Here is a 23,084-nt window from a genome sequence, read left to right on the forward strand (position 1 = left end):
AGAAACACCATGGATTTGGGTCTCAAGAATAAGCGCGTTGTGGTGGCGGGCGGCAGCCGCGGTATCGGCCGCGCCATCGCCATGGCCTTTGCCAGGGAGGGCTGTGCGGTGTCGATCTGCGCGCGCGGCGAAGGCGGCGTGAAGGAAGCCGAGACGGCGCTACAGCAGACCGGCGCGAAAGTTCACGCGGCCTCCTGCGACCTGGGGCAGGGCAATGCGGTGAAAGCTTATGTGGAAGCGGCGGCCAAGGCACTCGGTGGTATCGACATCCTGGTCAACAATGCCTCGGGTTTCGGCCGTACCGATGACGAGGAAGGCTGGGCTGCCTCGATCAATGTCGATCTGATGGGCAGCGTGCGCGCCACGCAGACCGCCATTCCCCATATCCAGAAAGCCGGCGGCGGCAGCATCCTGCATGTGTCGTCCATCGCCGGTCTGGCGCCCAGCGTGCGCACGCCGCCCTACGGCGCGGTCAAGGCGGCACTGATCCAGCTCAGCATGACGCAGGCGGCGGCGCTGGCGAAAAGCAATATCCGGGTGAACTGCGTGGCGCCGGGCTCGATCGAGTTTCCCGGCGGCGTCTGGGACCAGGCCAAGCAGGGCAATCCGAAGCTTTATAGTACGATCCTTGGCAGCATTCCTTTCGGCCGCTTCGGTACGGCCGAGGAAGTCGCAAACCTGTCGGTGTTTCTGTGCTCGGATGCGGCAAGCTGGATCACAGGGCAGGCCGTCGTGGTCGATGGCGGGCAGATGTTGAGTTAGGCGACCTTGAGTGCCGTGTTCAGCGGCGCGAAGCATTCCGGCCCGTCGACCTTCACGCCATTCACCACCGGGGTGACGCGATAGCGCGCCATCGCCTCGGCCGGATAGCTCTGCATCAGGCGCTGCAGGATGCCGCGCGGCGTGGCCGGATCGAGCCAGAGGCCGAACTGTTCGCGCGGCAGGATCACCGGCATGCGCTCGTGCAGGGGCGCGAGATAGTCATTCGCCGCCGTGGTGAGGATAGTGAAACACTCGGCATTGCCGAAGGCGGCTTCGATCTGCCACAGACCAGCAAAGGCAAAGACGTTGCCGCCTTTCAGGCCGATGCGCCAAGGTTGCTTCTGGGGCTGCTTGGTCTTCTGGCCCTCGATGGCCTGCCATTCATAGAAGCCGTCGACCGGCACCAGGCAGCGGCGTTGCGCGAAGGCTTCGGAGAAGGTGGGCTTCTGCGTGGCGGTCTCGCTGCGCGCATTGATCAGCGGCGCATTATTCGGCCCGGCAAAACCCCAGCGCAGCATGGCCAGCTCGCGGCCGGCTGGTGCACGGCGCACCACGGCGCTCATCTGCGTCGGCGCGATGTTCCAGCGCGGCTGCAGATTAGGGCGCGCGCCGGCATCGTAGAGCTCGAAAAACGAGGCGAGATCGTCGAGAGGCTTGGTCTGGCTGAAGCGTCCGCACATGCAGCCTGCATAGCCGATCCGCTCCGAGTCGGGCCAGTCTCTATATGAGGTGAGGGCGCGCTTCGTCGCGGCCCTTCAGCTCCGCTCCGGCGCGGATCAGGATTTTGGCCACCCGTTCGGGTGCGAAACCGAGGTCGAGCAGGGCGGGGCCGGCATTGGCCACCTCGCGGTAATCGGCGATCAGGCCGTCGCGCAGTGTGAAGATCGCCACGCCCTCGAACATCACGCGTTTGCCACCGGCCTCGGGCAGCAGGGATTTGTAGGAAAAGGTGTAGCGGGCATAGAGCGTCCTGCCATCGCTGACCGGATCATGCAGGTGCCAGCGGAAATCCTCGGCCGTGCGATAGAACCAGTCATCCACCAGTTCGGTGATCTTCTGTCGGCCTTTGAAGGCGCCGTAGAAGACATCGTGATAGACGGCATCCTCGGTGAACAGCGCGGCGAAATCGGCGCCCTTGCGATCCTGTACGGCCTGCGAAAAGCGGCGCAGCAGCATCTGCGTATCCATGTTTTCCTCCGGTCTTTTGCCGGATGCTAGTGCGCAGATGCGGTCAGCGGCAAGCAGACACGGCGGCGGCGGCCATCGGCCAATGCAACCTCGGCGATTTCGACTGCAACGCCGTAGAGTTGTTCCAGTGCATCCGGCGTGATTACGGCATCCGGTTGGCCGATGATCAGGGTTCCGTCGCGCCGCAGCATCGCCACGCGGTCACCGCAGAGCAGTGCCTGGTCGGGATCGTGGGTGGAAAGCAGCACGCCGATGCCGCTTTGTGCCAGCTTCGCAATCTCGTCGAGCACGCGCAACTGGTTGCCGAAATCCAGGCTGGCGGTCGGTTCATCCAGCACCAGCAGTCGCGTTTCGGCGGCCAGCGCACGGGCGATCAGGGTGAGCTGGCGTTCGCCGCCGGAGATACGGGTGTAGGTGCTGTCCGACAGATGCGCGATGCCCAGGCGCTGCAACGCTGCTTCGGCGGTGGCGCGGTCCTTGGCGGTGGGAGCCGAGAAGGGTTTCAGATGGGCATTGCGGCCCATTAGCACCACATCAAAAACCGTGAAGGGGAAATAGCCAGTCTGCGCCTGCGGCACATAGGCGATGCGGCGCGCAGTCTCGGCCGGAGAGAGGGTCGACAGATCAACACCATCGATCGTCACCTGTCCGGCGAGTGACTTATGCAGACCGAGTAGACTGCGGAACAGCGTCGTCTTGCCCACACCGTTCGGACCGAGCAGGCAGAGCACTTCACCGGGCTGCAGCGCGAGTGACAGGCCCTGCGCCAGCACGCGGCCGGGAAAACCGATGGTGAGATCGCACGCCTGTAGGCTCATTGCCAGCTCCGGCGGGTGCGGACCAGAATCCACAGGAAGACTGGCGTGCCGATCACGGCGGTGAGAATGCCCAGCGGAATTTCGATGCGCGCCGCCGTGCGCGCCAGCGTGTCGATGGCCAGCAGGTAGGCCGCACCCAGCAGCAGCGAGGCCGGCAGCAGCAGCGCGAAGCGCGGTCCGACCAGCAGGCGCGCCAGATGCGGCACCAGCAGGCCGATCCAGCCGATCACGCCGCTGATCGCCACCACGGCCGAGGTGATCAGCGTGGCACCGGCAATGACGGCCAGCCGCACGCGGGTGGGGTGCACGCCGAGACTGCGCGCCTCTTCGTCACCCAGCGACAGCACATCGAGCTGCCAGCGCAGGAGCCACAGCGGCACCAGTCCGACCAGCACCACCGGCAGCGTGCCGTAGACATCGGCGGGCGCGACAGCGGCGAGGCTGCCCAGCAGCCAGAAGGTGATGGCAGGTAGCTGGTTATAGGGATCGGCCAGGTATTTCATCAGGCCGACGCCGGCACCGCCAAGCGCACCGATCAGCACACCGGCCAGCACCAGCGTCAGGACAGGATCATGGCCGCGCACGGCAATGGCGATGGCATAGACGGCGGCCACTGTGCCAAGGCCGACGGCGAAGGCCAGCAACTGGATGCTCAGTACATCCAGTCCCAGGAAGATGCCGAACACTGCACCCAAGGCCGCACCCGACGACACGCCAAGGATATCGGGTGAAACCAGCGGATTGCGGAACAGTTGCTGATAGGCCGCCCCGGCTGCCGACAAGGCTGCACCAACGGCGATGGCGGCCGTGACGCGCGGCAAGCGGACGCCGAACAGCACGCTCTCGGCGCCAGCATCCAGGCCGTGCAGTTGGCCGGTGAGACTACGCAGGATGGCGAGTGCGGCATCCACGGTGCCCAGCGGGAAACGCCCGGCCGTCAGCGCCACCAGCGCCATCACCAGCAGCGCCGCGACGGCAGCGGCAAAGGCCCAGACCGTGCGACTCATCGTGTCAGGCCGTTCATCGACTGCAGCATGGCGGATAGCTGCGCGTCGCTCGGTGTCTGGTGATAGAGCCGCCGATAGGCATCGGCGGTGAAGCTGCGCAGGTCCTCGGGGAACTGCGCCGGATAGAGAATGGCGCAGAGCCAGCGCAGGCCGAGCAGGCGGTTGAGCGCCGGTGGGAAATCGATCCAGCCAAACGGCGCATTCGGCGCGAGATAGACGCGGCCGTCGCGCACAGCCTGGAGACCCTGCCAGGGCGAGGGCTCGCGCAGGCTGGCATGAAAGGTCGGATCGATGGTGACGATCACATCGGGCTTCCAGGCCAGCACCTGTTCCAGTGATACCTGCACAAGGCCGCCCTGGCCGAGTTCGGCGGCGACATTCACGGCGCCGGCGCGCTCGATGATCTCGGTATTGATCGAGCCGGCAAGACCTGTATCCAGTCCGCGCGGCCCGCGCCCGTAATAGACACGCGGACGACGGTTCTGCGGCACCTGGGCGAGACGCGTGGCGACAAGGTCGAGCTGCACGCGTACCCAGCCGGCAAGATCGGTGGCGCGCTGCGGCTCACCGATGGCCTCGCCCAGCTTTTCGATGCCGGCAGCCATGGCATCGAAGCGGCCATCGAGCAGGAGATAGGGCAGGCGGGTCTGCTCCTGCACGCGGTCGGCCAGCGACGTGAACGTGGGACTGACAGTGCCGTAATCGAAGATCAGGTCGGGCTTTGCCGCCAGTACGGTTTCGACATTGGCGGTGTTGCCGCGACCGGTGAGGCGGCCGAGCGTCGGCAGCGCGGCATACCGCTGATCGACGAAGGGTCGTTCATGATCGCGCCAAGGCGTGGTCCAGCCGAGCAGTTTCTCGGGCGCCAGCGCAAACAGCAGCAGCGAGGCCGGCGGTCCGGCGGCATAGACGCGGCTGACCTGCGCCGGCAGGGCAACGCGGCGGCCGGCATCGTCGGTGATGCTGCGGCTTTGCGCCTGCGCCCGTGCTGCAAAGGGCAGAGCGAGCGTCGTGCCGAGGAATGCCCGCCGGCTGAACCGCATCACTTGCCGACGATGACGTCCGAAGCCTTGATGATGGCGTAGGCCGTTTCGCCCTTTTTCAGCTTCAGTTCGTCCAGCGCTTCCATGGTGATGGACGCCGTGACCAGGGCATCGCCAACCGCGATCCTCACGGTGGCGGTGGTCTTGCCCTTGGTGATCTGCTTGACCTTGCCCTTGAGGATATTGCGCGCACTCAGCTTCATGAGAGGAGCTCCTGGTTAGCGGATGGGCGAGAAGCCCTGCGCTGTCAGGATAGCCTGTCCCTTGGGCGAAAGCACGAAATCGGCGAAGCGTCTGGCTTCCGGCCGGGCATTCACGGCGGCGGCCATGCCGTAATCGGCACCGACCCGCAGGTCGGGCGGCAGGGCCACCTGCTTCAACGCCGGGGTTTCCTGTCGGGCCAGTACGGCGTTGGTGCAGTATGTCAGGAAGATGTCTGCATGGCCCTGGTCGACCAGCATGCCGTAGACATTGCGTCCCGGTGGCGGCGGGGGCGATTGCGGGCCACCGGTGAGCTGCATCGCCTTGGCATCCAGCTTCGCATAGCTGCCGGCCTGCACGGCATCGGCCCTGCGGAATACCTCCCAGGCGTAATCGCCTGAGGGATCGGCCTTCGGCGTCGAGGTCCCGAGCCGGGTGCCGGCATCCAGCATGCGGGCCAGCAGCGTCTCGGGCGTCACGCTGTTTTGCGCGGGATGCACCAGAGCGCACATCTCGTTGCGGGTGAAAAGCGAGACCGGGCCGAGCCTGCCGCTCCGCGCCAGCATCTGCGGGTGTTCCATGTTGGCGGAGGCGAAGACCTCGGCCGGCTCGCCCTTTTCGATGCGCTCCCGCAGCAGCCCCGATGCACCGTAGGTGCCGGCCACTGTCAGGCCGGTTTCGGTTTTGAAGGCGGTTGCGATCTCGGTCATCGCCGCGCGCAGGGAACCGGCCGCATAAAGGCGGACCGGTTCCTGCGCCACGGACGGATGGCTGCTCATGCCAATGATTGTTGCACAGACAAGAGCCAGCCGGCGCATCAGCTATTCGCGCCGGGCTTGTAGTTCGGGAAGAACAGCTGCTCGCCCTCGATCTTGTAGGCGGCGACAGCGTCCTGGCCTTCCTTCGAGGTGATCCAGTCAATGAAGGCCTTGCCTTCCGGCACCTTCACATGGGCGTGCTTGGCCGGATTGACCAGCATGACGCCATACTGGTTGAACAGCTTGACGTCGCCCTGCACGGCAATGGTCAGGTCGCCGCGGTTCTTGAAGCTGAGCCAGGTGCCGCGATCGGTGAAGGCATAGGCATTCATGCCGCTGGCGGTGTTCAGCGTCGGGCCCATGCCCGAACCGGTCTCGCGATACCAGCCGTCACCGGCGGTCTTCACGTCGATATCGGCTTCCTTCCATAGGCGCAATTCGGCAGCGTGAGTCCCCGAGCTGTCACCGCGCGAGGCGAACGGTGCCTTGGCAGCAGCGATCTTCTTGTAGGCGGCGACGACATCCCTGGTGCCGGCGATCTTGGCCGGGTCGCTCTTCGGGCCGACGATGACGAAGTCGTTGTACATCACCAAGCGACGGTCGACACCCCAGCCGGCCTCGACGAATTTCTGCTCGGCAACCGGATCATGCACGAAGACGACATCGGCATTGCCCTGCTCGGCGGTCTTCAGCGCCTGGCCGGTGCCCTGCGCCACGACGCGCACCTGGATGCCGGTCTTCTTGGTGAAGGCGGGCAGGATATGGCCGAACAGGCCCGACTGTTCCGTGGATGTCGTGCTGGCGACGACGATGAACTTGTCTTGCGCCAGCGAGGGCAGTGCACCAAGAGCAAGCGCGGTGCCGGCGATCAGGCCGAGAAGATGACGACGTTTCATTGTGGTTTCCTCCATTGATGTCTACCAGGTGAGATCGCCGCGGAGGAAAGCCTGTGCGGGCTCGCTCTGCGGAGTGTCGAAAAAGCGGTTTGCCGGCGTGCGCTCGGTGACGCGGCCGCGATGTAGGAAGATCACATCGCCGGCCAGGCGGCGGGCCTGCCCCAGATCATGCGTGGTCATCACGATCTTGGTGCCGCCGCGCGCGATGCTGTCGATAATGCTTTCCACCTGACGCGCGGCATTGGGGTCCAGTGCTGCGGCCGGCTCGTCGAGGAACAGGATCTGCGGCTCCAGCGCCCAGGCGCGTGCCAGCGCCAGGCGCTGCTGCTCGCCGCCCGACAGCACGCGAGCCGGCCGTTCGGCAAAGGCGGCAAGGCCGACGCGATCCAGCACGCTCATCGCTTTTGCGGTGCGCGTGGCGTGATCGAGGCCGCGCAATTTGAGCGGGAAGATGACATTGGCCAGCACCGAACGGCGCAGCAATACAGGTTTCTGGAACACCATGGCCTGACCGAAGCGCAGTTGCTCTGGTGTCTGCGCCGCACCCTGCCATTGCACGCGGCCGGTCGTCGGCTTGATCAGGCCATGGCACAGCCGCAGCAGCAGGCTCTTGCCGGCACCGTTGGGTCCTAGCACCAGCGTCGGCGCACCGGTCTCGAAATCCAGCGTCAGGTCGCTGATCAGCGTCTGGCCGTTGACGCTGTAGCCGACGGCATCAAGGCGCAGCGGCAGAAGGGAGGCGCGGGCGTGCATGGTCATGCGCCCTGCCGTTGCCGCGCGGCATTGCCGAGCGTGGTGGCGGTGGCGTTGATGCCGATGGCGATGGTCAGCAGCACGATGCCCAGCGCCATGGCGAGTGCGAGATCGCCGCGGCTGGTCTCCAGCGAGATCGCCGTGGTCATGGTGCGGGTATAGCCGGCGATATTGCCGCCGACGATGATGATGGCGCCGACTTCGGCAATGGCGCGGCCGAAACCGGCCAGCACGGCGGTGCTTAAGCTAAAGCGCCCGTCCCATAGCAGGGTGGCGATGGCCTTCAGCGGCGTGAGGCCGAGCGAACGGAGCTGTTCTTCATATTCGAGCCACAGATCAGCGACGGTCTGGCGCGACAGCGCGGCGACGATCGGCGTGATCAGCACCACCTGCGCCATCACCATGCCGGCCGGGGTGAACAGCCAGCCCATGGGGCCGAGCGGACCCGAGCGCGAGAGCAGCAGGTAGACGATGAGGCCGACCACCACGGGCGGCAGTCCCATGCAGGCGTTGAGCACGATGATGCAGACGTTGCGGCCGGGGAAACGGCTGAGCGCCAGCAGGGCGCCGAAGGGCAGGCCGATGGCGCTGCCGATCACCACGGCGGTGAGGCTGACGCGGAGGGAGAGGCCGACGATGCGCAGCAGCTCGGGATCGAGGCGCAGCATCATCTGCAGGGACAGCAGGAAGGCGTCGGAAATCGTGTTCACACCGACCAAATACCGCAGTCAGGCGAGGCAGCGCAAAGGTATTAAATGCTGATATTCATTGCAAGTTTTGGCTACAAAAGAATTTGTTGCCAAAGAATGCCCGTCTGACAGTTTTTGCGGTCTGCATGGGGAGCTGCCATCTGCTGGCGGATCACCGTTGCCAATCGGGCCCCGCTGATCAGCTTGCTGGTACAAGGACATGTCGGCCAGCGCCGGCTTACAGTGGCCTCGTCGTAGCCGGTGGAGAAGAAGAAAGGGATGTTCAACTTCTCCAATCGTTCGGCGAGCTCAAAGCTGCGCTCACCCTGGATATTCACGTCCAGAATCGCGATGTCGATGTCTTCGGAATGATCGCGGAGGAAGTCGAAAGCATCCTGCAGGTTCAAAAAGGGGCCCAGGACTATGCAGCCGAGATCGAGCTGCAGGATATCTTCCATCACGATGGAAACCAGGGGGTCGTCCTCCAGCAGCATGACTTTGGTGCCGGTAATATCGGGCATGCTGGTCATGTATCCATCACCTGATGGGGCAGGATCATGTGACAGGCCAGGCCCGTCGCCCCATATTCGATAGTCAGGGCGCCGTTCAGTTCACGGGCGATGCTGCGTTCGATCAGGCGTGATCCGAAGCCGTGCGCTTTGGGCAATGCCATAGGGGGGCCGTTGCGTTCCAGCCATGTCAGCACCAGTGGACTGCCGGATGTGTCGATGCACTGCCATCCGATGTCGAGACGGCCTGCTTCGACGGACAGTGCGCCATACTTCGCGGCATTGATCGCCATTTCGTGAAACACCATGCCGAGCGAAAGCGCGCAGCGGGGCGTCAGGCGGACGGGTTCGCCTGACAACGTTATCTGTGAGGCAATGCCATAAGGCTCAAACACCTTTTCCAGCAGTTCATGCAGGTCGGCTCCTGCCCATTCGCTGCGGACGAGAGTTTCATGTGTATGCGAGAGTGCTGTCAGGCGTGACTGGAAAGCCTCGACGAAATCGGCCGGACTTTCGCAGCCGCGCAGCGTGTTGATGGCAATGGCCGAGACGGTTGCCAACACATTCTTGATGCGGTGATTCAGCTCTTCCATCAGGAACTGCTGCTGATTCTGTATCAGAATGTTTTCGGTGACATCGATTCCAGAAACAAACACGCCGATGACGGCCCCGCTGGCGTCGAGGATCGGCTGATAGCTGAGATCGAGATAATAATCGGCGCCTCTGGTCCCGTCCCGGCGCAGCGGGGCGATGTGGAGGCCATGGCTGGTGCAGGGCAGGCGCGATTTCACGACGCTGTCGAACAGTTTGGTGAGGATTTGCTTGGCGTCGCCATGCAGCACGTCTCCTGCCGGCATGCCGAGAACATCCCGGCCCATAATGGTCAGCCAGGCGCGATTGACGAATTCGAAGACATGCTGGGGTCCGAGGAGGACGCACATCAGTCCGGGGGCGGTATCGAACAGGTGCACCAGGAAATTGCGCTCGACCAGCATCAACTGGTTTTGCGCCTTTAGCGCTGCCATCAGAGTCGGCAGGCTCTCGCTTAAAGGGCTCGAATCACCCCATACGCCGCGATGCGCGACCGAAGTATCTGCCTTGTCTGCTGCAATTGTGTCCATGCGCCTACCGTGCAGACGTAAACGGGCAGCGGTCTAGTGATCATTTGGGTGTGGTGCGGCGGCATCAGCCGAGCCGGGCGAGCCAGGGAAACATGTCCAGCAGATAATAGCTGAACTGGCCCAGACTGTTGGTGAAGATGAGGATGCCGGTACCCACAAGGAGTACCCCGGCGGTGATATCCACCTTGCGCAGATGGCGACGGAATTTCTGCATGAACTTGATGAAAGGGTTCATCGCCAGCGCGGCCAGCAGGAAAGGAATGCCTAGTCCCAGCGCATAGGTCGCCAGCAGGGAAATGCCATAGCCGAGGTCCTCGCGGCTGGCGGCCACGGTCAGGATGGTGGCCAGGATCGGACCGACGCAGGGGGTCCAGCCGAAGGCGAAGGCCAGGCCGATCACGTAAGACCCGACCAGGTTGACGGGGCGATCCTGTGGTGTGAGACGGGCCTCGCGATAGAGCAGCGGGATTTTCAGCAGGCCCATGGTGTGCAGGCCGAATAGCACGATCACCACCCCGGCGATCTTGGCGATGATGTCCATATGCTGAACCAGCAGCCGGTTCAGCGCCGAGGCCGAGGCCCCCATGAGAATGAAGACCGTCGAAAAGCCGATCACGAAAGCCAGCGCCGAGACGAAGACGCGGCGCGTCAGCGCCGGATCGGCATCGTCGGTGACGATGACGCGGTCCAGCGTGGTGCCGGCGACAAAGCAGAGATAGGCCGGTACCAGCGGCAGCACGCAGGGGCTAAGGAAGCTGATCAGTCCAGCGCCGGCGGCAGCCGCATAGGAAATGTCGAGACCGTTCATGGGATGCGCGAACCTGTCAGCTGCGCGCGAACAGCGCGCGCAGGGCGCCCGGCAGGCTGCCTTCCTCAAGATAGCGAATGCCCAGCACACCGCCAATCACGATGCCGGCGACTGCGACAAAGCTGCCCAGGGCCAGCGTGCTCAGGCCGGTGAGACCCTGACCGACCGTGCAGCCCAGCGCCAGAACGCCGCCCACGCCCATCAACACTCCGCCCAGCAGATGCGACAGCAGATCGGGCAGGCTGGTAAAGCCTTCAAGCCGGAAGCGGCCGTCGATCTTCGCCATGACAAACGCGCCGAGGATCACGCCGGCCACGCTGCTGACCGCGAAATCCAGCTTCGCGCCAGTGAAGGTCATCAGATACTGGAGCGCCGCACCGATGGGACCGACAAAGCTCATCGAGGCGAGCTGCACCGGCTCGAAGCCTTCCGCGCCCAGGATGCCGGTCGTGGCCCAACCGCCGATGATGATCAGGCCGACGATAATGCCGGCAGTGATCAGCGTGGTCTGGCGGCGGAAACGTACATCGCGGAAAATCCAGAGCAGCAGCAGGGCCGGCAGCAACAGTGCGAGTGTCCAGCGCACGGATTGCACATCGACGCCGAAGCTGCTGCCGATCAGGTCAGGGAGAGTCTGGCTGCTGAAACCCTGCGCCTTCAGGTCGAGGCTGGTGCCGCGTTCCAGCCAGACGCGCAGCGGTGCGAGCAGGCCGCGCAGGGTGATATAGCCCGACAGGCCGATCATCAGCACGACCAGCAGGGATTTCAGGTTACCCGCGCCCAGTCGGGAGAGCGTGCGGTTGCCGCAGCCGCCGGCCTGCACCATACCGAAGCCGAACATCAGGCCACCGAGCAGGGCACCGAACCAGCTCAAGCTCGTGCCGGTATAGATCGAGCGCCGGACATCGATCAGGCCATGAAGCTGCAGCAACTGGCTGCCAAGAATGGCGATGGCGATGGCAAGCACCCAGCTGCGCAGACGATCCGCATTGCCCATCAGCACATAGTCGCTGATCGCGCCCATGGTGCAGAAGTTGCTGCGCTGGACCACGGCGCCAAAGACCAGTCCCAGCAGCAGGCCGGAGAGATTGACGAGGGCGGGCAAGGGCAGGTCGGTCATGATGGGCGCAGACCCTCCAGGCGGATTTGCCAGCATTTATAGCGGGATGCCGGGGAGTATAGGATTTACATCAAGCATGTGAAGTATTATGTCTTGCCCAGATATGAAGTGTGGGATTTTGAGGGGACAGCCATGAGCCAGGTCCTGGATGTGAAAGGCCTGAACTGCCCGTTGCCGGTGCTGCGGACCCGCAAGGCGATGAAGGCCGTTCCCAGGGGTGAAATCCTGACCGTGGAGGCCACCGATCCGAATGTCCCCCGGGATATGACGGCTTTGTGCGAGGCAGCCGGTTTCGCCCTTCTGTCTACGGAAGAGCGTGACGGGGTCTTCATTTTCCAGATCCGCCAGCCTGCCTAGCCCACCCCTGCCGCTTGGCGCAAAGCGGGGAAATGCGCTAGCGTGTCCGCAATCGATTCAAGGTGTTTCAGATGGCCAAGTTTACCGCCGCGGACATTGTTCCCGGCCAGCGTTTCGTGCAGCAGCAGGGCTTTGTCTGGCGTGTCGCACGCCTGATTCAGTTCCCGGGCGAAGACGCCCAGCATGTGCAGCTCATCAACGAACGCGATGCCAGCAGCACCAAGACGGTGTCGGTCAGCGCCCTGCTGGACCGCAATCTCTTCAAGCTGGTCGAGAAGTGAGCCGGACACCGATCCTGCTGTTCTCCGGTCGCCTGGCGGCCGTCTCGCTGCTTGTTTTGCTCGCGGCCTGCGCTTCACCAGCGCCCGAGGCGCCGCCGCCGATGGCTGAACCGGTGATCGTGCCGCCGCCGGTGGTCGAAGTGCCGCCGCCCGATCCGGTACCGGCGCCGATACTGCGCTTTGCCGGTCATGTCGCCAGCTATAAGACGCTGCCCGAAGCCGAGGCGGCCTGGCCGCGACTGGTCGGCCGTTTCCCCGTCCTGAAGGATACGACGCGACGCTATGTCGAGGTCGATCTGGGCGGTCAGCGGGGCAGGGTGGTCCGGCTGCTGGTCGGCGGTTTTACCGACCAGCCGGGCGCGCTCGGCTATTGCCGGTCTCTGCGCAGCGCCGGGCTATATTGCGCCCCGCATGATCTGCCAGCCTGAATTACAAGCGATCTGAACTGCTTAGACTGGTTCCGCACTTTCATCGTTTGGTCATAAATCATAGGCAAACTTACAGTTGTACCGACCTTGCCGGAATCCTGCATTTCTGCAAAAATTGGTTCAGTTTTCGTACCAGACGTTATCTGACGGAATAGGCTCCAGTGGATCAGTTGATCAAACCGGTTGTTCAGGAAACCCTGAAGCTGGTCGGCGTGGTGGAAAACCAGAGCCGCGAGCTGCTCGCCTTTTGTCAGAACGAAGGGAACCTCAACGGTACCTTTGGCGACTACAAGCGCTTCGTCGAGAAGATGGAGCACTTCTACGTCTTCGTCGATCTGGTCGATGGCCGTATCCCGGAATTCGATGAGGGCAAGCGGCGCCCGCTGCAGAAGCACCTGTCGAAGATTCGCTGGAAGATCACGATCCTCGAACTCGACACCACACGCATCTACCTGATCAACATTACGCGCGCGGGCCGTCGCCTGCCGATCGGTGCGCGCGAGTTCCTGATGCGCCGCCTGGATCGCCTGAGCGAGATTGCGCAATACTATGATCGCTTCGGCGAAGAGCATGATCTCGCGCCGTTGAGCAATGAACTGATCGAAGCCGTGCGCAAGCTGCTGGAACAGAGCATCGAGAACGCGCCGCGCCTGGATGAATTCCAGCCTTCGCCGCCGCCGCCGCGCCTGTCGGCTACGCCCAGCGCGCCGTCTTCGTTGTCGCTGGTCTCGCCCGATGCCGTGACGTTCTCGCGTTCGCTGGCCGATGCGGCGCCAGCGCTGCCGGCCAAGCTCAACGTCAAGGAACAGTGGGGCCGCTTCTTCGTGGAGAAGGGCTCGGTGGTTGCCGTGTCGCAGGCCTGCAAGGTCGCGGCCATCTCGCTCGACCAGCTGGCCCAGCGCATCGGTGTCACTCGCGTGGCGCTGACCCTGATGCTCAGCGGCCAGGATCCGATGCCGCGTCAGGCCATCGAGAAGCTGCAGCAGTTCATGATGGATCAGGCGCGCATGTCGCGTCAGGCCGAGCAGCGTCGCCAGCTCTGAGCCTTTTCTGCGCCGCTGCAGCGTTCAGTCGGCGTCGAGCAAATCTTCCAGCAAGCCCAGGCCCATCGGCCAGTCCTTCAGGTTCGATGCCGAATTGATGTGCCCCAGCGGGCCGGCATCGACGAAGCGCGCATGCCAGCGCGTAGCGAAAAGCTGCGCGCGGCTGAAATCCACATAAGGATCGTTGCTGCTGGCCACCACGATGGCGGGGCAGGCAAAGCGTGCCAGCGGCATCGGGCGGAAGCCGCGCGTTTCCGGCGGCGTATGGCTTTCGGAATCGACATCGGCCGGCGCCACCAGCAATGCGCCATGCAGTTCGCCCGCATGCCGCGTCACCCAGTGACCGACCAGTGCGCAGGCCAGGCTGTGTGCCACCAGCACCGGCGGCTTGGTGCAGGCGGCAATCGCCGCATCCAGCCGTGTCAGCCAATCCGTGAAATCGGGATTGTCCCAATCCGCCTGTTCGACGCGGATGTAATCGGGGTGACGCTGCTGCCAGTGGGTCTGCCAGTGGTCCGGCCCGGAATTGCCCAGGCCGGGCACGATCAGGACTGGTGGTCGTGCGCGCGTCATCGCATCACGCCGCCGTGTCGGCCAGTCGCGCCAACGTCTCTTCGCGACCCAGCACGGCCAGCACGTCGAAGATCGGCGGCGACACGGTGCGGCCGGTCAGTGCCGCACGCAGCGGCTGCGCCAGCTGGCCCAGCTTGACCTGCTGGGTTTCGCTCAAGGCACGGATCGTGGCTTCGGTCGTGGCGGCCGTCCAGTCGGCCACATCCTTCAGCGCGTCGATCATGGTCTTCAGCCGCGCCCTGGCGGCATCGTCCAGATGCTTCTTCGCCGCTTCATCGGGCTGGATCGGACGGGCGACAAACAGGAACTGCAGCGCCTCGGTGATCTCGTTCAGGTCCTTGGCGCGCTCTTTCACGGCCGGCAGGATGGTCTTGATCTGTACGGCTTCGGCCTGGTTCGGTGCGCGGCCGATCTTCTTCTCGATAAAGGGCAGGGTAGCCTGCAGCAGCTCGTCATCCGCCGTGTGACGGATGTAGTGGCCGTTCAGGTTGTTCAGCTTGACGAAGTCGAAGCGTGCCGGCGAGCGGCCGACATGATCGAGGCCGAACCATTCGATGGCCTGCTGGGTCGAGATGATCTCGTCGTCGCCATGGCCCCAGCCCAGGCGCAGCAGGTAGTTGCGCATCGCCGCCGGCAGGTAGCCCATATCGGCATAGGCCTCGGTGCCCAGTGCGCCATGACGCTTGGACAGCTTGGCGCCATCCGCGCCATGGATCAGCGGGATATGCGCGAAGTCCGGGACGGCGAAGCCGGCAGCCAGATAGAGCTGGCTCTGGCGCGCCGCATTGGTCAGGTGATCGTCGCCGCGAATGATATGCGTGACGCCCATGTCGTGATCGTCGACGACGACCGAGAGATTGTAAGTCGGCGTGCCGTCGGACCGCAGGATGATCAGGTCATCAAGCTGCTCGTTCTGGAATGTCACGTCGCCCTGCACGTGGTCCTTGATGATCGTCGCGCCCTCGCGCGGCGCCTTGAAGCGTACCACCGGCTTCACGCCGGCCGGAGCATCTTTGGGATCACGATCGCGCCAGCGGCCGTCATAGCGGATCGGCCGGCCCTCGGCCTTGGCCTTGTTGCGCATCTCGTCCAGCTCTTCGGGCGAGCAGTAGCAGTGATAGGCCTTGCCCTCGGCCAGCAGCTTGTGCGCCACCTCGGCATGGCGGTTCATGCGTGCGAACTGCATCACCGGCTCGCCGTCCCAGTCCAGCCCCAGCCACTTCAGACCCTGGAAGATCTTCTGCACGGCATCCTCGGTGGAGCGCTCGCGGTCGGTATCCTCGATGCGCAGCAGGAAGGTGCCGCCGTGATGGCGCGAGAACAGCCAGTTGAACAGCGCCGTGCGGGCACCGCCGATATGCAGGTAGCCGGTCGGTGAGGGGGCGAAGCGGGTAACGACTTTGGTCATTGGGCAATCCGGACAAGCAAAGAAAGCAGGGTTTTAGCATACGGGTGCAGGCGGGCAAGCCGCGTTCCCGATTTGCACGGATTGGCGACCCCAGGGCAGGTATGCAGATTTTCCGCCATGGCCCGCCTGGTGCAACCGCTTTCCTGGCATCGTCTTACATCGGCGCTTGCTGCAGGTCTTGCGGCGAGCTGGACAAATCTGCGCGATTTCAATGTCGTCGCAACCCTGCTGGCCGAGCGCGAACGCTGGTTTCTCTGGCTGCCGGCATTGCTGGGCGGTGGCATAGCGACGTATTTCCTGCTGCCGGTCGAACCGTCGCTGCTGCCGTTGCGGCTCGGTGTCGCAGCCCTTGGCCTGGCGCTGCTGCTGTTTGCCCGTCATGCGCTCTGGCGACTGCCGCTGGTTGTGGTGCTGGCCGTTGTCGCTGGCCTGTGGCTGGCGGCCGAGCGCAGCGCCTCGGTCGCGGCACCGGTGCTGCAGCGGATGACCGGCGCCGTCTGGCTGGAAGGCCGCATCCTGGAAGTCGAGCCGCGCGATGCCGGGCATCGCTTGCTGCTGGACCGTCTATCCTTCGGCGGGCTGGCCGAGCCAGAGACGCCGCAGCGCGTGCGCATCACGCTCAATCGCGATGGCAGCGTGCTGTGGCCGGGCGACCGCATCCGCCTGCGCGTCATGCTGTTGCCGCCGCCGGAGCCCGCCATGCCCGGTGCCTTCGATTTCGCGCGCTATGCCTGGTTCCGCCAGATCGGCGCGGTCGGTTATGCGATCAGCACGCCGGAGCCTTTGCCGACAACCGAGCCCGATGGCTGGCGCGATGCGGCACTGCTGTCGCTGAGCGCCTTGCGGCAGGACTGGACGCGACGGATCGCGGCGCAGACCGAAGGTGCGGGTGGCGCCATCGCGGCGGCGCTGATGACCGGCGTGCGGGGCCCGATCCCCGACGATGTGGATGCGGCGTTTCGCGATTCCGGGCTGGCGCATATCCTGTCGATCTCCGGTCTGCATCTTACACTGGTCGCCGGCTTGCTGTTCTTCCTGCTGCGCGCGGCCCTGGCGCTCAGTCCGCGACTGGCACTGGCCTATCCGATCAAGAAATGGGCGGCGGTGGCGGCGCTGCTGGGGGCCGCCGCCTATACGCTGCTGTCGGGTGCGGCACTGCCGACCCTGCGTGCGCTGGTGATGATCGCGCTGGCACTGATCGCCGTGATGCTGGATCGCCGCGCCATCACGTTGCGCGCCGTAGCCTGGGCGGCGTTGCTGCTGCTGGTGCTGTGGCCGGATAGTCTGCTCGATCCGGGTTTCCAGATGTCGTTTGCGGCCGTGACGGCGCTGGTGGCGGCGTTCGAACTGCTGTCACCCGGCCTGACGCGCTGGCGGCAGAATGCAGGTCCGGTGCAGGTCGCGCTGCTCTGGCTGCTGGGTACGATGGCAGCAAGTTTTGTCGCCGGTCTGGGGTCGTCCTTCTTCGCAGCCTATCACTTCAACCGCGTGGCCGATTACGCGCTGATCGCCAATCTGCTCTCGGCGCCGCTGGTCGATTTCCTGATCATGCCGCTGATCGTGCTGGCCTTCATGCTGATGCCGTTCGGATTGGAAGCGCTGGCGCTGACACCGATGGTCTGGTGCATCGATCTGTTGATCCTGCTGGCGCGCTGGGTGGCGGGCTGGCCCGATGCGGTCGGCGTGGTGCCGGCGATGCCGCTCTGGGGTCTGGCTGCGATTGCATGCGGCGGCCTGTGGCTCTGTTTGTGGCAGCAGCGCTGGCGATGGTTCGGCATCCTCGGCCTGTTGATCGGTACGCTGTCGCCCTGGACTCTCACGCCGCCCGACATGCTGGTCAGCGGTGATGGCCGGCTGATCGCCGCGCGTGCTGCAGATGCCCGCTATTATCTGACATCGACGCCGCCACGTGGCTTTGCCGCCGAGACCTGGTGGGAACGGCTGGGTGCGCCGCCGCTCTATCCGTGGCCCACCCTGCGGCGCAACGATACCGAAGGCAAAACCGGCGCCGATGGCTCGTTGCGCTGCGATCCGGACGGCTGCTCCTGGCGACGTGACGGTTTCCTGATTGCCCTGCCGCGCCAGCCAAAGGCGATCACGGAAGACTGTCGCCATGCCGATGCGGTGATCGCCACCCAGATGCCGATCCGCTACCGCTGCCCGGCCGCGAAAATCGTGATCGACCGCAACGACCTGTGGCGCGGGGGCGCTCATGCCCTGTTCCTGGACGCGGAAAACCGGGCTATCCGCACGATCACCGTGGCGCAGACGCGCGGCCACCGGCCCTGGGTGGTGCCCAAGGGCCATGCGCCGGAGCGGGGCGAGTAACGCGCGCTGTGAATTTTTATCCGGTTGCGGAACGTGGCGCGGAATTTGCCGTTCGACTCCCGCTGCCGGTCTCGGAAGCCGCCCAACACAGAAGCGGAGACGCATCGATGATCACGATTCTTGCAATCATGACGTTGGTTCTGGTGCTCACCCTGCCGGTCTGGCCCTACAGCAGGCGATGGAGCGCGGTGCCCTGCGCACTGGTGCTGTTCATCATGGCCACTTTCGTCGCCTTCATGCTGGCGGGCCGCATCGTCGCCTGATTTTCGGAACCCTTCCTGCGTGCCCGGGTTGTCCGTGTACACAGAGGAGAACAACATGACCAATATCAAAGAATCGCGAATTCTGATTATCGCGACCGATGGCTTCGAACAGTCGGAACTCACCATGCCGCGCAATCACCTGAAGCAGGCCGGTGCCACAGTCGATGTGGCCTCGCCGACCGGCAAGGCGATCCGGGGCTGGGACAAGAAAGACTGGGGTGAGATGGTGGATGTCGATCTCAAGATTGCCGATGTCCAACCGGACCATTATGACGCGCTGGTCATCCCCGGCGGTCAGATCAACCCTGACAAGCTGCGCGTCGATGGCGATGCCATGAGTGTCGTGAAACGCTTCGTAGCGGATAACAAGGTCGTCGCCGCGATCTGCCACGGTCCCTGGCTGCTGATCGAGGCCGATGCGGTGCGCGGCCGCAACGTCACATCCTACATATCCATCAGGACCGACATGAGCAATGCCGGGGGGAAATGGGTCGACAAGGAGGTTGTGGTGGACAAGGGCATCATCACCAGCCGTTCGCCGGATGATCTGAACGCTTTCGTTGGCAAGATCATTGAGGAAGTGCAGGAGAGCAAGCATCAGCGCGCCGCCTGATCCTTGAACTTCGGCCAATAAAAAACGGGGCGCCTGAAGCGCCCCGTTTTGCATCCGTAGAGTTGAAGCTCAGTAGCGGCGCAGCAGGCCGACCAGGCGGCCCTGTACCTTGACCCGGTCGGGGCCAAAGATGCGGGTCTCGTAAGCCGGGTTGGCGGCTTCCAGTGCCACCGAGTTGCCCTTGCGGCGCAGACGCTTCAGCGTCACTTCCTGATCGTCGACCAGCGCAACCACGACGGTGCCGTTTTCGGCATTGTCGCTGCGCTGGATGATGACGGTGTCGCCATCCATGATGCCGGCATCGACCATCGAGTCACCGGCGACTTCCAGGGCGTAATGCTCGCCATTGCCCAGCAGGCCGATCGGCACATCGATCTGCGTGCTGAGATCGCGCAGGGCCTCGATCGGCGTACCAGCGGCGATACGGCCGTAGAGCGGCAGGGTGACGATGTCGCGGGCGTTGTAGGGATTGACGTTGACCGGTGTGCCGGGCATCGGGCCGTTGCCGGCGCCGCCTTCGATGGCCCGCGGCATCAGGCGGTTGCGCGGTGCGGCGCTGCGGGCAGACGCAGTGGCACCGACGCCGCCGCCACGGACCGGTACGGCCGAGTCGGGCAGGCGCAGGACTTCCAGGGCGCGGGCGCGATGGGCCAGCCGGCGGATGAAGCCGCGTTCCTCCAGGCCGGTCACCAGACGGTGAATGCCGGACTTGGATTTCAGCTTCATGGCCTCCTTCATTTCCTCGAAGGAGGGGGATACGCCGGAATTCTCCAGCTTGTCGTGAATAAAGAGCAGCAGGTCGTGCTGTTTCCGGGTCAGCATGGTTAGCCTCCTCGATTATATGTCCCAGGTAGTCGCCGGATCAGTGGGGACAGCCGGCGGCAAACCAGAACGAACATGAAACCCACGAAATGTTCTAATGAGGTTCTGTATTCGGGTCAAGTATTTTTCCACAGGCTAGAACCTACATCTAGGGGTGGGAACGAATGGGGCCTCCCATAGGTTGAGTGATCCGTAGGCAGTGCACCTCCTCACTCTCACCCTTTACGGCGATGGTTTGAGTGGGAAATATGGTCTGTAACTAGAAGGCCAGAGGCGGCCGCTAAGCCAGACACCAGAACGGGGTCTGCGGGGGAGGGGTTATGGGTATCCGTCAGAAGTTGAATCTCGCGATCGGTGTGCTTGCCGCACTGACCCTGCTGTCGAATGTGATCGGCGGTCTGTTCTTCAACCGCGTCGAAAGCAGCTACGCCGGGATCACCAGCACCAACCTGCCCGCCGTGATCACCGCGCTCGAGTTGTCGGGCACCAGCGCCGACCTTGCCGCCGGTGCGCCGGTGCTGGCCAATGCCAGCAGCGATGCCGAGCGCGAGAGCGCATTGGCCTCGCTGAAGGCCAAGCAGGAAAAGCTGAAGCAGGCGGTGGAGACGGTGAAGGCTTCCGCGCCCGAGGATCAGGCGGAGCGGATTGCCGAGATCGGCCGTTCGGTCGATGTGCTCAACACCATGGTTGCGCAGATCAACCGGTCGGTGAATGCGCGTCTGGGTTACATCAAGCAGCGCGAAGACGTGCAGACCAGGATGAGCGCCGACAACATCACGTTCCAGGCGCTGATGCAGCCTGCGCTCGATCGCGCTATCTATGAACTGCGCCAGCCCAATGCGAAGTCGGAAGCCGCCGATGCAGCCAACGCGCTGATCGCTGCCGGCAATGCCGTGAACCAGTTGATTGCCGTGATGGCAGTGGCCGCGCAGGCTCCGAACAATGCCGAACTCGACAAGCTGTTCGCCGAATTCGTCAAGCTGAACAGCCGCGCACTTGAAGAACTCGACTGGGCCAGCAAGCGCTTCGATGTGGTTGAACTGCAGAACACCACCACCAAGCTGCTGGGCTATGGCCAGGGTTCGGAAAGCATCTTCCAGGTCCGGCGTGGCGAAATCCGTACCATCAATACGGCGGGTCTGGCGCTGACGCAGTCGCGCGATGCCGCGACGCAGTTGGGCGGTCAGGTGGAAGCACTGGTGAGTGCCGCCACGGCCGCTGCCGATACCGCCTCCAAGAAGGCCGAAGGCCAGGCAATGACAGCGCAGCTCGTGCTGGTGGTGATCACCGTGATCGGCCTGGGCTGCGCGTTGCTGATCGGTCTGCTGTTCACCGGCCCGCAGATTGCCGCGCCGATTGCGCGCATGACCGAGGTGACGCGCCGGCTGGCCGAGCGCGACTGGTCGGTCGAACTGAAGGAAACCGGCCGATCCGACGAGATCGGCGAGATGGCGCGCGCTGTCGAGGTGCTGAAGACCAACGGGCAGGAAAACGAACGGCTGCAGCGTGAGGTCGAAACCGGACGTGAAGCCTTTGAGGCCGAACGCAAGGCGCAGGAGCAGCTGCTGGAAGAGGCGATCGGCCAGATCGTGTCCTCGGCCACCGCCGGCGACCTGACCCGACGCATCGATGCCGAAGCGCTGCAGGGCGTGATGCGTCGTCTGGGCCTGGGCATGAACAACCTGCTCTCTACGGTCGACAAGGCGCTGCGCGATCTTGGCAGCATGCTGGGCGCGCTGGCGGAAGGCGATCTGACGCATCGCATCGCGGGTGGCCATCAGGGCACCTTCGAGCAGTTGGCCAATGACGCCAACACGCTGGCGGGCCGGCTGGCTGATATCGTCGGCAAGCTGTCGCAGACGGCAGGCAACGTGCGCGACGCCTCGGCCGAGATTTCGGTCGGCAGCAACGATCTGGCCCAGCGCACCGAGCAGCAGGCTGCCAGCCTGCAGCGCACGGCCGCGTCAATGGAGCAGATCACTGCTACCGTGCGGCACAATGCCGACAATGCGCGGCAGGCGAGCCAGCTGGCCGCCACGGCGCGTGACACGGCGGATCGCGGCGGTGGTGTCGTGGGCCGCGCGGTCAGTGCCATGGGTGAGATCGAGGATAGCGCCCGCAAGATCGTCGATATCGTGTCGCTGATCGACGAGATCGCGTTCCAGACCAACCTGCTCGCCCTCAATGCCAGCGTTGAAGCGGCGAGAGCCGGTGAAGCGGGCAAGGGCTTTGCCGTCGTGGCGCAGGAAGTGCGCGCGCTGGCGCAGCGCTCGGCCGATGCCTCGAAGGAGATCAAGACGCTGATCGCCGCATCGAACAGCCAGGTCAAATCGGGCGCGGCGCTGGTCAACGAGGCAGGCGCCAGCCTGACCGGCATTGTCGACGCCGTGAAGCGCGTGGCCGGCATCATCGAGGAAATCTCGATCGCCAGTCAGGAACAGGCATCAGGTCTGGACGAGATCAATGATTCCGTCACGCAGATGGACGAGATGACCCAGCGCAACGGCGCCCTGGTCGAGGAGACCACGGCCTCGGCGCAGTCGCTGGCCAATCAGGCGCGCGAACTCGCCACCTCGATCACCTTCTTCCGTCTGGCCCAGGCTGCCATCGCCACGGAAGAGCCGGCCACGGAAGAGCCGGATGATCAGGGCGAGGTCGCCAAGGCAGCGGAATAGACCGCCGCCGCATCGGCCGAGAAGCAGCAGAAGATCACGCGCCCGGGTGTCGCTTTGCCCTGTAGCCAGGTGCGCACCTCGCGCACCGCGATGGCGGTGGCCCTGTCCATCGGATAGCCGTAGATGCCGGTCGAGATCGCCGGGAAGGCGATGCTCTGCAGATTGTAATCGGCCGCCAGCGCCAGGCTGTTGCGATAGCAGCGCGCGAGCAGTTCCGCTTCGTTGCGGTTGCCGCCATGCCAGACCGGTCCGACCGTGTGGATGACATGGCGCGCCGGCAGGTTATAGCCGGCCGTGATGCGCGCCTCGCCGGTGGGGCAGCCGCCGATGGCGCGGCATTCATCCAGCAACCCCGGGCCGGCCGCACGATGGATCGCACCATCGACGCCGCCACCGCCCCGCAGGCTTTCATTGGCGGCGTTCACAATGGCATCGGCGGCGACCCTGGTGATGTCGCCGGAAATCACTTCGATTCGACCGGACATAATCGGAGTTTAACGTCTCTGCGAGTCGTCGGGCAGGGGTGTCTTTACGCTTCTATAACCATGTTGAAATCACAATGGCGGCAACGCGTTGCACGCCGCCCTTGCCGTGTCCGCCGCAATCCTTTACCCGGGTCA

General features: G+C 64.2%; 27 protein-coding genes. 9 read left to right on the forward strand and 18 right to left on the reverse strand.

The annotated features are described in order from the left end of the window. The first annotated feature begins 9 nt into the window (after nt 1-9). On the forward strand, nt 10-762 hold the full coding sequence (locus tag AC1RRE_RS10030; RefSeq protein WP_492980986.1) for an SDR family NAD(P)-dependent oxidoreductase: 753 nt from the start codon (nt 10-12) through the stop codon (nt 760-762). Here AC1RRE_RS10030 and AC1RRE_RS10035 read toward each other — a convergent pair. The 14 genes from AC1RRE_RS10035 to AC1RRE_RS10100 all read right to left on the reverse strand — a co-directional run bounded on the left by AC1RRE_RS10035 (nt 759) and on the right by AC1RRE_RS10100 (nt 11,673). Then, nucleotides 759-1,442 (reverse strand): SOS response-associated peptidase, encoded by a 684-nt coding sequence (locus AC1RRE_RS10035; protein WP_492980987.1) that lies wholly within the window; start codon nt 1,440-1,442, stop codon nt 759-761. The genes AC1RRE_RS10030 and AC1RRE_RS10035 overlap by 4 nt on opposite strands. Before the next feature lie 40 nt (nt 1,443-1,482). Continuing rightward, a complete protein-coding gene (locus tag AC1RRE_RS10040) occupies nt 1,483-1,950 on the reverse strand; it encodes a nuclear transport factor 2 family protein (protein ID WP_492980988.1) in 468 nt (155 codons plus the stop codon). Nucleotides 1,951-1,976: 26 nt separating this feature from the next. Continuing rightward, entirely contained in the window at nt 1,977-2,768 is a 792-nt protein-coding gene (locus AC1RRE_RS10045) for an ABC transporter ATP-binding protein (RefSeq protein ID WP_492980989.1), read from the reverse strand. Beyond that, nucleotides 2,765-3,775: a FecCD family ABC transporter permease gene (locus AC1RRE_RS10050; RefSeq protein WP_492980990.1), complete on the reverse strand. Its 1,011-nt coding sequence runs from the start codon at nt 3,773-3,775 to the stop codon at nt 2,765-2,767. Before AC1RRE_RS10050 ends, AC1RRE_RS10045 begins: the two co-directional genes overlap by 4 nt. After that, complete coding sequence (locus tag AC1RRE_RS10055; RefSeq protein WP_492981351.1) at nt 3,772-4,818, reverse strand: iron ABC transporter substrate-binding protein; 1,047 nt, start codon at nt 4,816-4,818, stop codon at nt 3,772-3,774. Before AC1RRE_RS10055 ends, AC1RRE_RS10050 begins: the two co-directional genes overlap by 4 nt. Next, nucleotides 4,818-5,021 (reverse strand): TOBE domain-containing protein, encoded by a 204-nt coding sequence (locus tag AC1RRE_RS10060; RefSeq protein ID WP_492980991.1) that lies wholly within the window; start codon nt 5,019-5,021, stop codon nt 4,818-4,820. The genes AC1RRE_RS10055 and AC1RRE_RS10060 overlap by 1 nt, the downstream gene beginning before the upstream one ends. Nucleotides 5,022-5,036: 15 nt before the next feature. After that, the gene (locus AC1RRE_RS10065) at nt 5,037-5,798 is read right to left on the reverse strand and encodes a molybdate ABC transporter substrate-binding protein (protein WP_492980992.1); all 762 of its coding nucleotides are present in this window, start codon (nt 5,796-5,798) and stop codon (nt 5,037-5,039) included. 38 nt (nt 5,799-5,836) lie between these two features. Further along, nucleotides 5,837-6,673: an ABC transporter substrate-binding protein gene (locus tag AC1RRE_RS10070; protein ID WP_492980993.1), complete on the reverse strand. Its 837-nt coding sequence runs from the start codon at nt 6,671-6,673 to the stop codon at nt 5,837-5,839. A gap of 21 nt (nt 6,674-6,694) precedes the next feature. After that, complete coding sequence (locus AC1RRE_RS10075) at nt 6,695-7,432, reverse strand: ATP-binding cassette domain-containing protein (RefSeq protein WP_492980994.1); 738 nt, start codon at nt 7,430-7,432, stop codon at nt 6,695-6,697. Beyond that, the gene (locus tag AC1RRE_RS10080) at nt 7,429-8,136 is read right to left on the reverse strand and encodes an ABC transporter permease (protein ID WP_492980995.1); all 708 of its coding nucleotides are present in this window, start codon (nt 8,134-8,136) and stop codon (nt 7,429-7,431) included. The genes AC1RRE_RS10075 and AC1RRE_RS10080 overlap by 4 nt, the downstream gene beginning before the upstream one ends. 71 nt (nt 8,137-8,207) lie before the next feature. Next, on the reverse strand, nt 8,208-8,645 hold the full coding sequence (locus AC1RRE_RS10085; RefSeq protein WP_492980996.1) for a response regulator: 438 nt from the start codon (nt 8,643-8,645) through the stop codon (nt 8,208-8,210). Then, nucleotides 8,642-9,745 (reverse strand): PAS domain-containing sensor histidine kinase, encoded by a 1,104-nt coding sequence (locus AC1RRE_RS10090; RefSeq protein WP_492980997.1) that lies wholly within the window; start codon nt 9,743-9,745, stop codon nt 8,642-8,644. Before AC1RRE_RS10090 ends, AC1RRE_RS10085 begins: the two co-directional genes overlap by 4 nt. 64 nt (nt 9,746-9,809) lie before the next feature. Next, nucleotides 9,810-10,553, reverse strand: coding sequence for a cytochrome c biogenesis CcdA family protein (locus AC1RRE_RS10095; RefSeq protein WP_492980998.1), 744 nt, complete (start codon nt 10,551-10,553; stop codon nt 9,810-9,812). A gap of 16 nt (nt 10,554-10,569) precedes the next feature. Then, nucleotides 10,570-11,673, reverse strand: a complete 1,104-nt coding sequence (locus AC1RRE_RS10100; RefSeq protein WP_492980999.1) for a YeeE/YedE family protein — start codon at nt 11,671-11,673, stop codon at nt 10,570-10,572. A 132-nt stretch (nt 11,674-11,805) separates the two neighbouring features. On the opposite strand from AC1RRE_RS10100, the gene AC1RRE_RS10105 reads away from it, so the two are divergent. The 4 genes from AC1RRE_RS10105 to AC1RRE_RS10120 all read left to right on the forward strand — a co-directional run bounded on the left by AC1RRE_RS10105 (nt 11,806) and on the right by AC1RRE_RS10120 (nt 13,782). Then, a complete protein-coding gene (locus tag AC1RRE_RS10105; RefSeq protein WP_492981000.1) occupies nt 11,806-12,030 on the forward strand; it encodes a sulfurtransferase TusA family protein in 225 nt (74 codons plus the stop codon). 71 nt (nt 12,031-12,101) lie between these two features. Further along, the gene (locus tag AC1RRE_RS10110) at nt 12,102-12,311 is read left to right on the forward strand and encodes a hypothetical protein (RefSeq protein ID WP_492981001.1); all 210 of its coding nucleotides are present in this window, start codon (nt 12,102-12,104) and stop codon (nt 12,309-12,311) included. Next, nucleotides 12,308-12,739 carry a hypothetical protein gene (locus AC1RRE_RS10115; protein ID WP_492981002.1) on the forward strand — a complete coding sequence of 144 codons (432 nt, stop codon included), beginning with the start codon at nt 12,308-12,310 and terminating at the stop codon, nt 12,737-12,739. The genes AC1RRE_RS10110 and AC1RRE_RS10115 overlap by 4 nt, the downstream gene beginning before the upstream one ends. Before the next feature lie 161 nt (nt 12,740-12,900). After that, a complete protein-coding gene (locus tag AC1RRE_RS10120; RefSeq protein WP_492981003.1) occupies nt 12,901-13,782 on the forward strand; it encodes a hypothetical protein in 882 nt (293 codons plus the stop codon). A 24-nt stretch (nt 13,783-13,806) separates the two neighbouring features. Here AC1RRE_RS10120 and AC1RRE_RS10125 read toward each other — a convergent pair whose 3' ends face one another. Further along, nucleotides 13,807-14,355 (reverse strand): RBBP9/YdeN family alpha/beta hydrolase, encoded by a 549-nt coding sequence (locus AC1RRE_RS10125; protein ID WP_492981004.1) that lies wholly within the window; start codon nt 14,353-14,355, stop codon nt 13,807-13,809. Nucleotides 14,356-14,359: 4 nt separating this feature from the next. Then, nucleotides 14,360-15,763, reverse strand: coding sequence for a glutamate--tRNA ligase (gene gltX, locus AC1RRE_RS10130; protein WP_492981005.1), 1,404 nt, complete (start codon nt 15,761-15,763; stop codon nt 14,360-14,362). Between the two features lie 117 nt (nt 15,764-15,880). Between gltX and AC1RRE_RS10135 the strand changes: the two genes are divergently transcribed. From AC1RRE_RS10135 to AC1RRE_RS10145, 3 genes are all read left to right on the forward strand, one after another. Continuing rightward, nucleotides 15,881-18,091: a ComEC/Rec2 family competence protein gene (locus AC1RRE_RS10135; RefSeq protein ID WP_492981006.1), complete on the forward strand. Its 2,211-nt coding sequence runs from the start codon at nt 15,881-15,883 to the stop codon at nt 18,089-18,091. 107 nt (nt 18,092-18,198) lie between these two features. Then, nucleotides 18,199-18,354 (forward strand): DUF3309 family protein, encoded by a 156-nt coding sequence (locus AC1RRE_RS10140; protein ID WP_492981007.1) that lies wholly within the window; start codon nt 18,199-18,201, stop codon nt 18,352-18,354. Nucleotides 18,355-18,409: 55 nt separating this feature from the next. Next, nucleotides 18,410-18,967 (forward strand): type 1 glutamine amidotransferase domain-containing protein, encoded by a 558-nt coding sequence (locus AC1RRE_RS10145; protein ID WP_492981008.1) that lies wholly within the window; start codon nt 18,410-18,412, stop codon nt 18,965-18,967. Between the two features lie 69 nt (nt 18,968-19,036). Here AC1RRE_RS10145 and lexA read toward each other — a convergent pair whose 3' ends face one another. Beyond that, nucleotides 19,037-19,789, reverse strand: coding sequence for a transcriptional repressor LexA (gene lexA / locus AC1RRE_RS10150; RefSeq protein WP_492981009.1), 753 nt, complete (start codon nt 19,787-19,789; stop codon nt 19,037-19,039). Between the two features lie 320 nt (nt 19,790-20,109). Between lexA and AC1RRE_RS10155 the strand changes: the two genes are divergently transcribed. Beyond that, complete coding sequence (locus AC1RRE_RS10155; protein WP_492981010.1) at nt 20,110-22,464, forward strand: methyl-accepting chemotaxis protein; 2,355 nt, start codon at nt 20,110-20,112, stop codon at nt 22,462-22,464. On the opposite strand, the gene AC1RRE_RS10160 is transcribed toward AC1RRE_RS10155, so the two are convergent. Continuing rightward, a complete protein-coding gene (locus AC1RRE_RS10160; RefSeq protein ID WP_492981011.1) occupies nt 22,434-22,949 on the reverse strand; it encodes an O-acetyl-ADP-ribose deacetylase in 516 nt (171 codons plus the stop codon). The two genes, AC1RRE_RS10155 and AC1RRE_RS10160, sit on opposite strands and share 31 nt — an antisense overlap. Nucleotides 22,950-23,084 lie beyond the last annotated feature (135 nt).

It is taken from the genome of Ferrovibrio sp. GW821-FHT12D07 (assembly GCF_058807275.1).

What these genes read in the sequence shown, in the direction of transcription:
- AC1RRE_RS10030 (WP_492980986.1), top strand. Translation starts at nt 10, where the DNA reads ATGGATTTGGGTCTCAAGAATAAGCGCGTTGTGGTGGCGGGCGGCAGC.
- AC1RRE_RS10035 (WP_492980987.1), bottom strand. Translation starts at nt 1,442, where the DNA reads ATGTGCGGACGCTTCAGCCAGACCAAGCCTCTCGACGATCTCGCCTCG.
- AC1RRE_RS10040 (WP_492980988.1), bottom strand. Translation starts at nt 1,950, where the DNA reads ATGGATACGCAGATGCTGCTGCGCCGCTTTTCGCAGGCCGTACAGGAT.
- AC1RRE_RS10045 (WP_492980989.1), bottom strand. Translation starts at nt 2,768, where the DNA reads ATGAGCCTACAGGCGTGCGATCTCACCATCGGTTTTCCCGGCCGCGTG.
- AC1RRE_RS10050 (WP_492980990.1), bottom strand. Translation starts at nt 3,775, where the DNA reads ATGAGTCGCACGGTCTGGGCCTTTGCCGCTGCCGTCGCGGCGCTGCTG.
- AC1RRE_RS10055 (WP_492981351.1), bottom strand. Translation starts at nt 4,818, where the DNA reads ATGCGGTTCAGCCGGCGGGCATTCCTCGGCACGACGCTCGCTCTGCCC.
- AC1RRE_RS10060 (WP_492980991.1), bottom strand. Translation starts at nt 5,021, where the DNA reads ATGAAGCTGAGTGCGCGCAATATCCTCAAGGGCAAGGTCAAGCAGATC.
- AC1RRE_RS10065 (WP_492980992.1), bottom strand. Translation starts at nt 5,798, where the DNA reads ATGAGCAGCCATCCGTCCGTGGCGCAGGAACCGGTCCGCCTTTATGCG.
- AC1RRE_RS10070 (WP_492980993.1), bottom strand. Translation starts at nt 6,673, where the DNA reads ATGAAACGTCGTCATCTTCTCGGCCTGATCGCCGGCACCGCGCTTGCT.
- AC1RRE_RS10075 (WP_492980994.1), bottom strand. Translation starts at nt 7,432, where the DNA reads ATGACCATGCACGCCCGCGCCTCCCTTCTGCCGCTGCGCCTTGATGCC.
- AC1RRE_RS10085 (WP_492980996.1), bottom strand. Translation starts at nt 8,645, where the DNA reads ATGACCAGCATGCCCGATATTACCGGCACCAAAGTCATGCTGCTGGAG.
- AC1RRE_RS10090 (WP_492980997.1), bottom strand. Translation starts at nt 9,745, where the DNA reads ATGGACACAATTGCAGCAGACAAGGCAGATACTTCGGTCGCGCATCGC.
- AC1RRE_RS10095 (WP_492980998.1), bottom strand. Translation starts at nt 10,553, where the DNA reads ATGAACGGTCTCGACATTTCCTATGCGGCTGCCGCCGGCGCTGGACTG.
- AC1RRE_RS10100 (WP_492980999.1), bottom strand. Translation starts at nt 11,673, where the DNA reads ATGACCGACCTGCCCTTGCCCGCCCTCGTCAATCTCTCCGGCCTGCTG.
- AC1RRE_RS10105 (WP_492981000.1), top strand. Translation starts at nt 11,806, where the DNA reads ATGAGCCAGGTCCTGGATGTGAAAGGCCTGAACTGCCCGTTGCCGGTG.
- AC1RRE_RS10110 (WP_492981001.1), top strand. Translation starts at nt 12,102, where the DNA reads ATGGCCAAGTTTACCGCCGCGGACATTGTTCCCGGCCAGCGTTTCGTG.
- AC1RRE_RS10125 (WP_492981004.1), bottom strand. Translation starts at nt 14,355, where the DNA reads ATGACGCGCGCACGACCACCAGTCCTGATCGTGCCCGGCCTGGGCAAT.
- gltX (WP_492981005.1), bottom strand. Translation starts at nt 15,763, where the DNA reads ATGACCAAAGTCGTTACCCGCTTCGCCCCCTCACCGACCGGCTACCTG.
- AC1RRE_RS10135 (WP_492981006.1), top strand. Translation starts at nt 15,881, where the DNA reads ATGGCCCGCCTGGTGCAACCGCTTTCCTGGCATCGTCTTACATCGGCG.
- AC1RRE_RS10140 (WP_492981007.1), top strand. Translation starts at nt 18,199, where the DNA reads ATGATCACGATTCTTGCAATCATGACGTTGGTTCTGGTGCTCACCCTG.
- AC1RRE_RS10145 (WP_492981008.1), top strand. Translation starts at nt 18,410, where the DNA reads ATGACCAATATCAAAGAATCGCGAATTCTGATTATCGCGACCGATGGC.
- lexA (WP_492981009.1), bottom strand. Translation starts at nt 19,789, where the DNA reads ATGCTGACCCGGAAACAGCACGACCTGCTGCTCTTTATTCACGACAAG.
- AC1RRE_RS10155 (WP_492981010.1), top strand. Translation starts at nt 20,110, where the DNA reads ATGGGTATCCGTCAGAAGTTGAATCTCGCGATCGGTGTGCTTGCCGCA.
- AC1RRE_RS10160 (WP_492981011.1), bottom strand. Translation starts at nt 22,949, where the DNA reads ATGTCCGGTCGAATCGAAGTGATTTCCGGCGACATCACCAGGGTCGCC.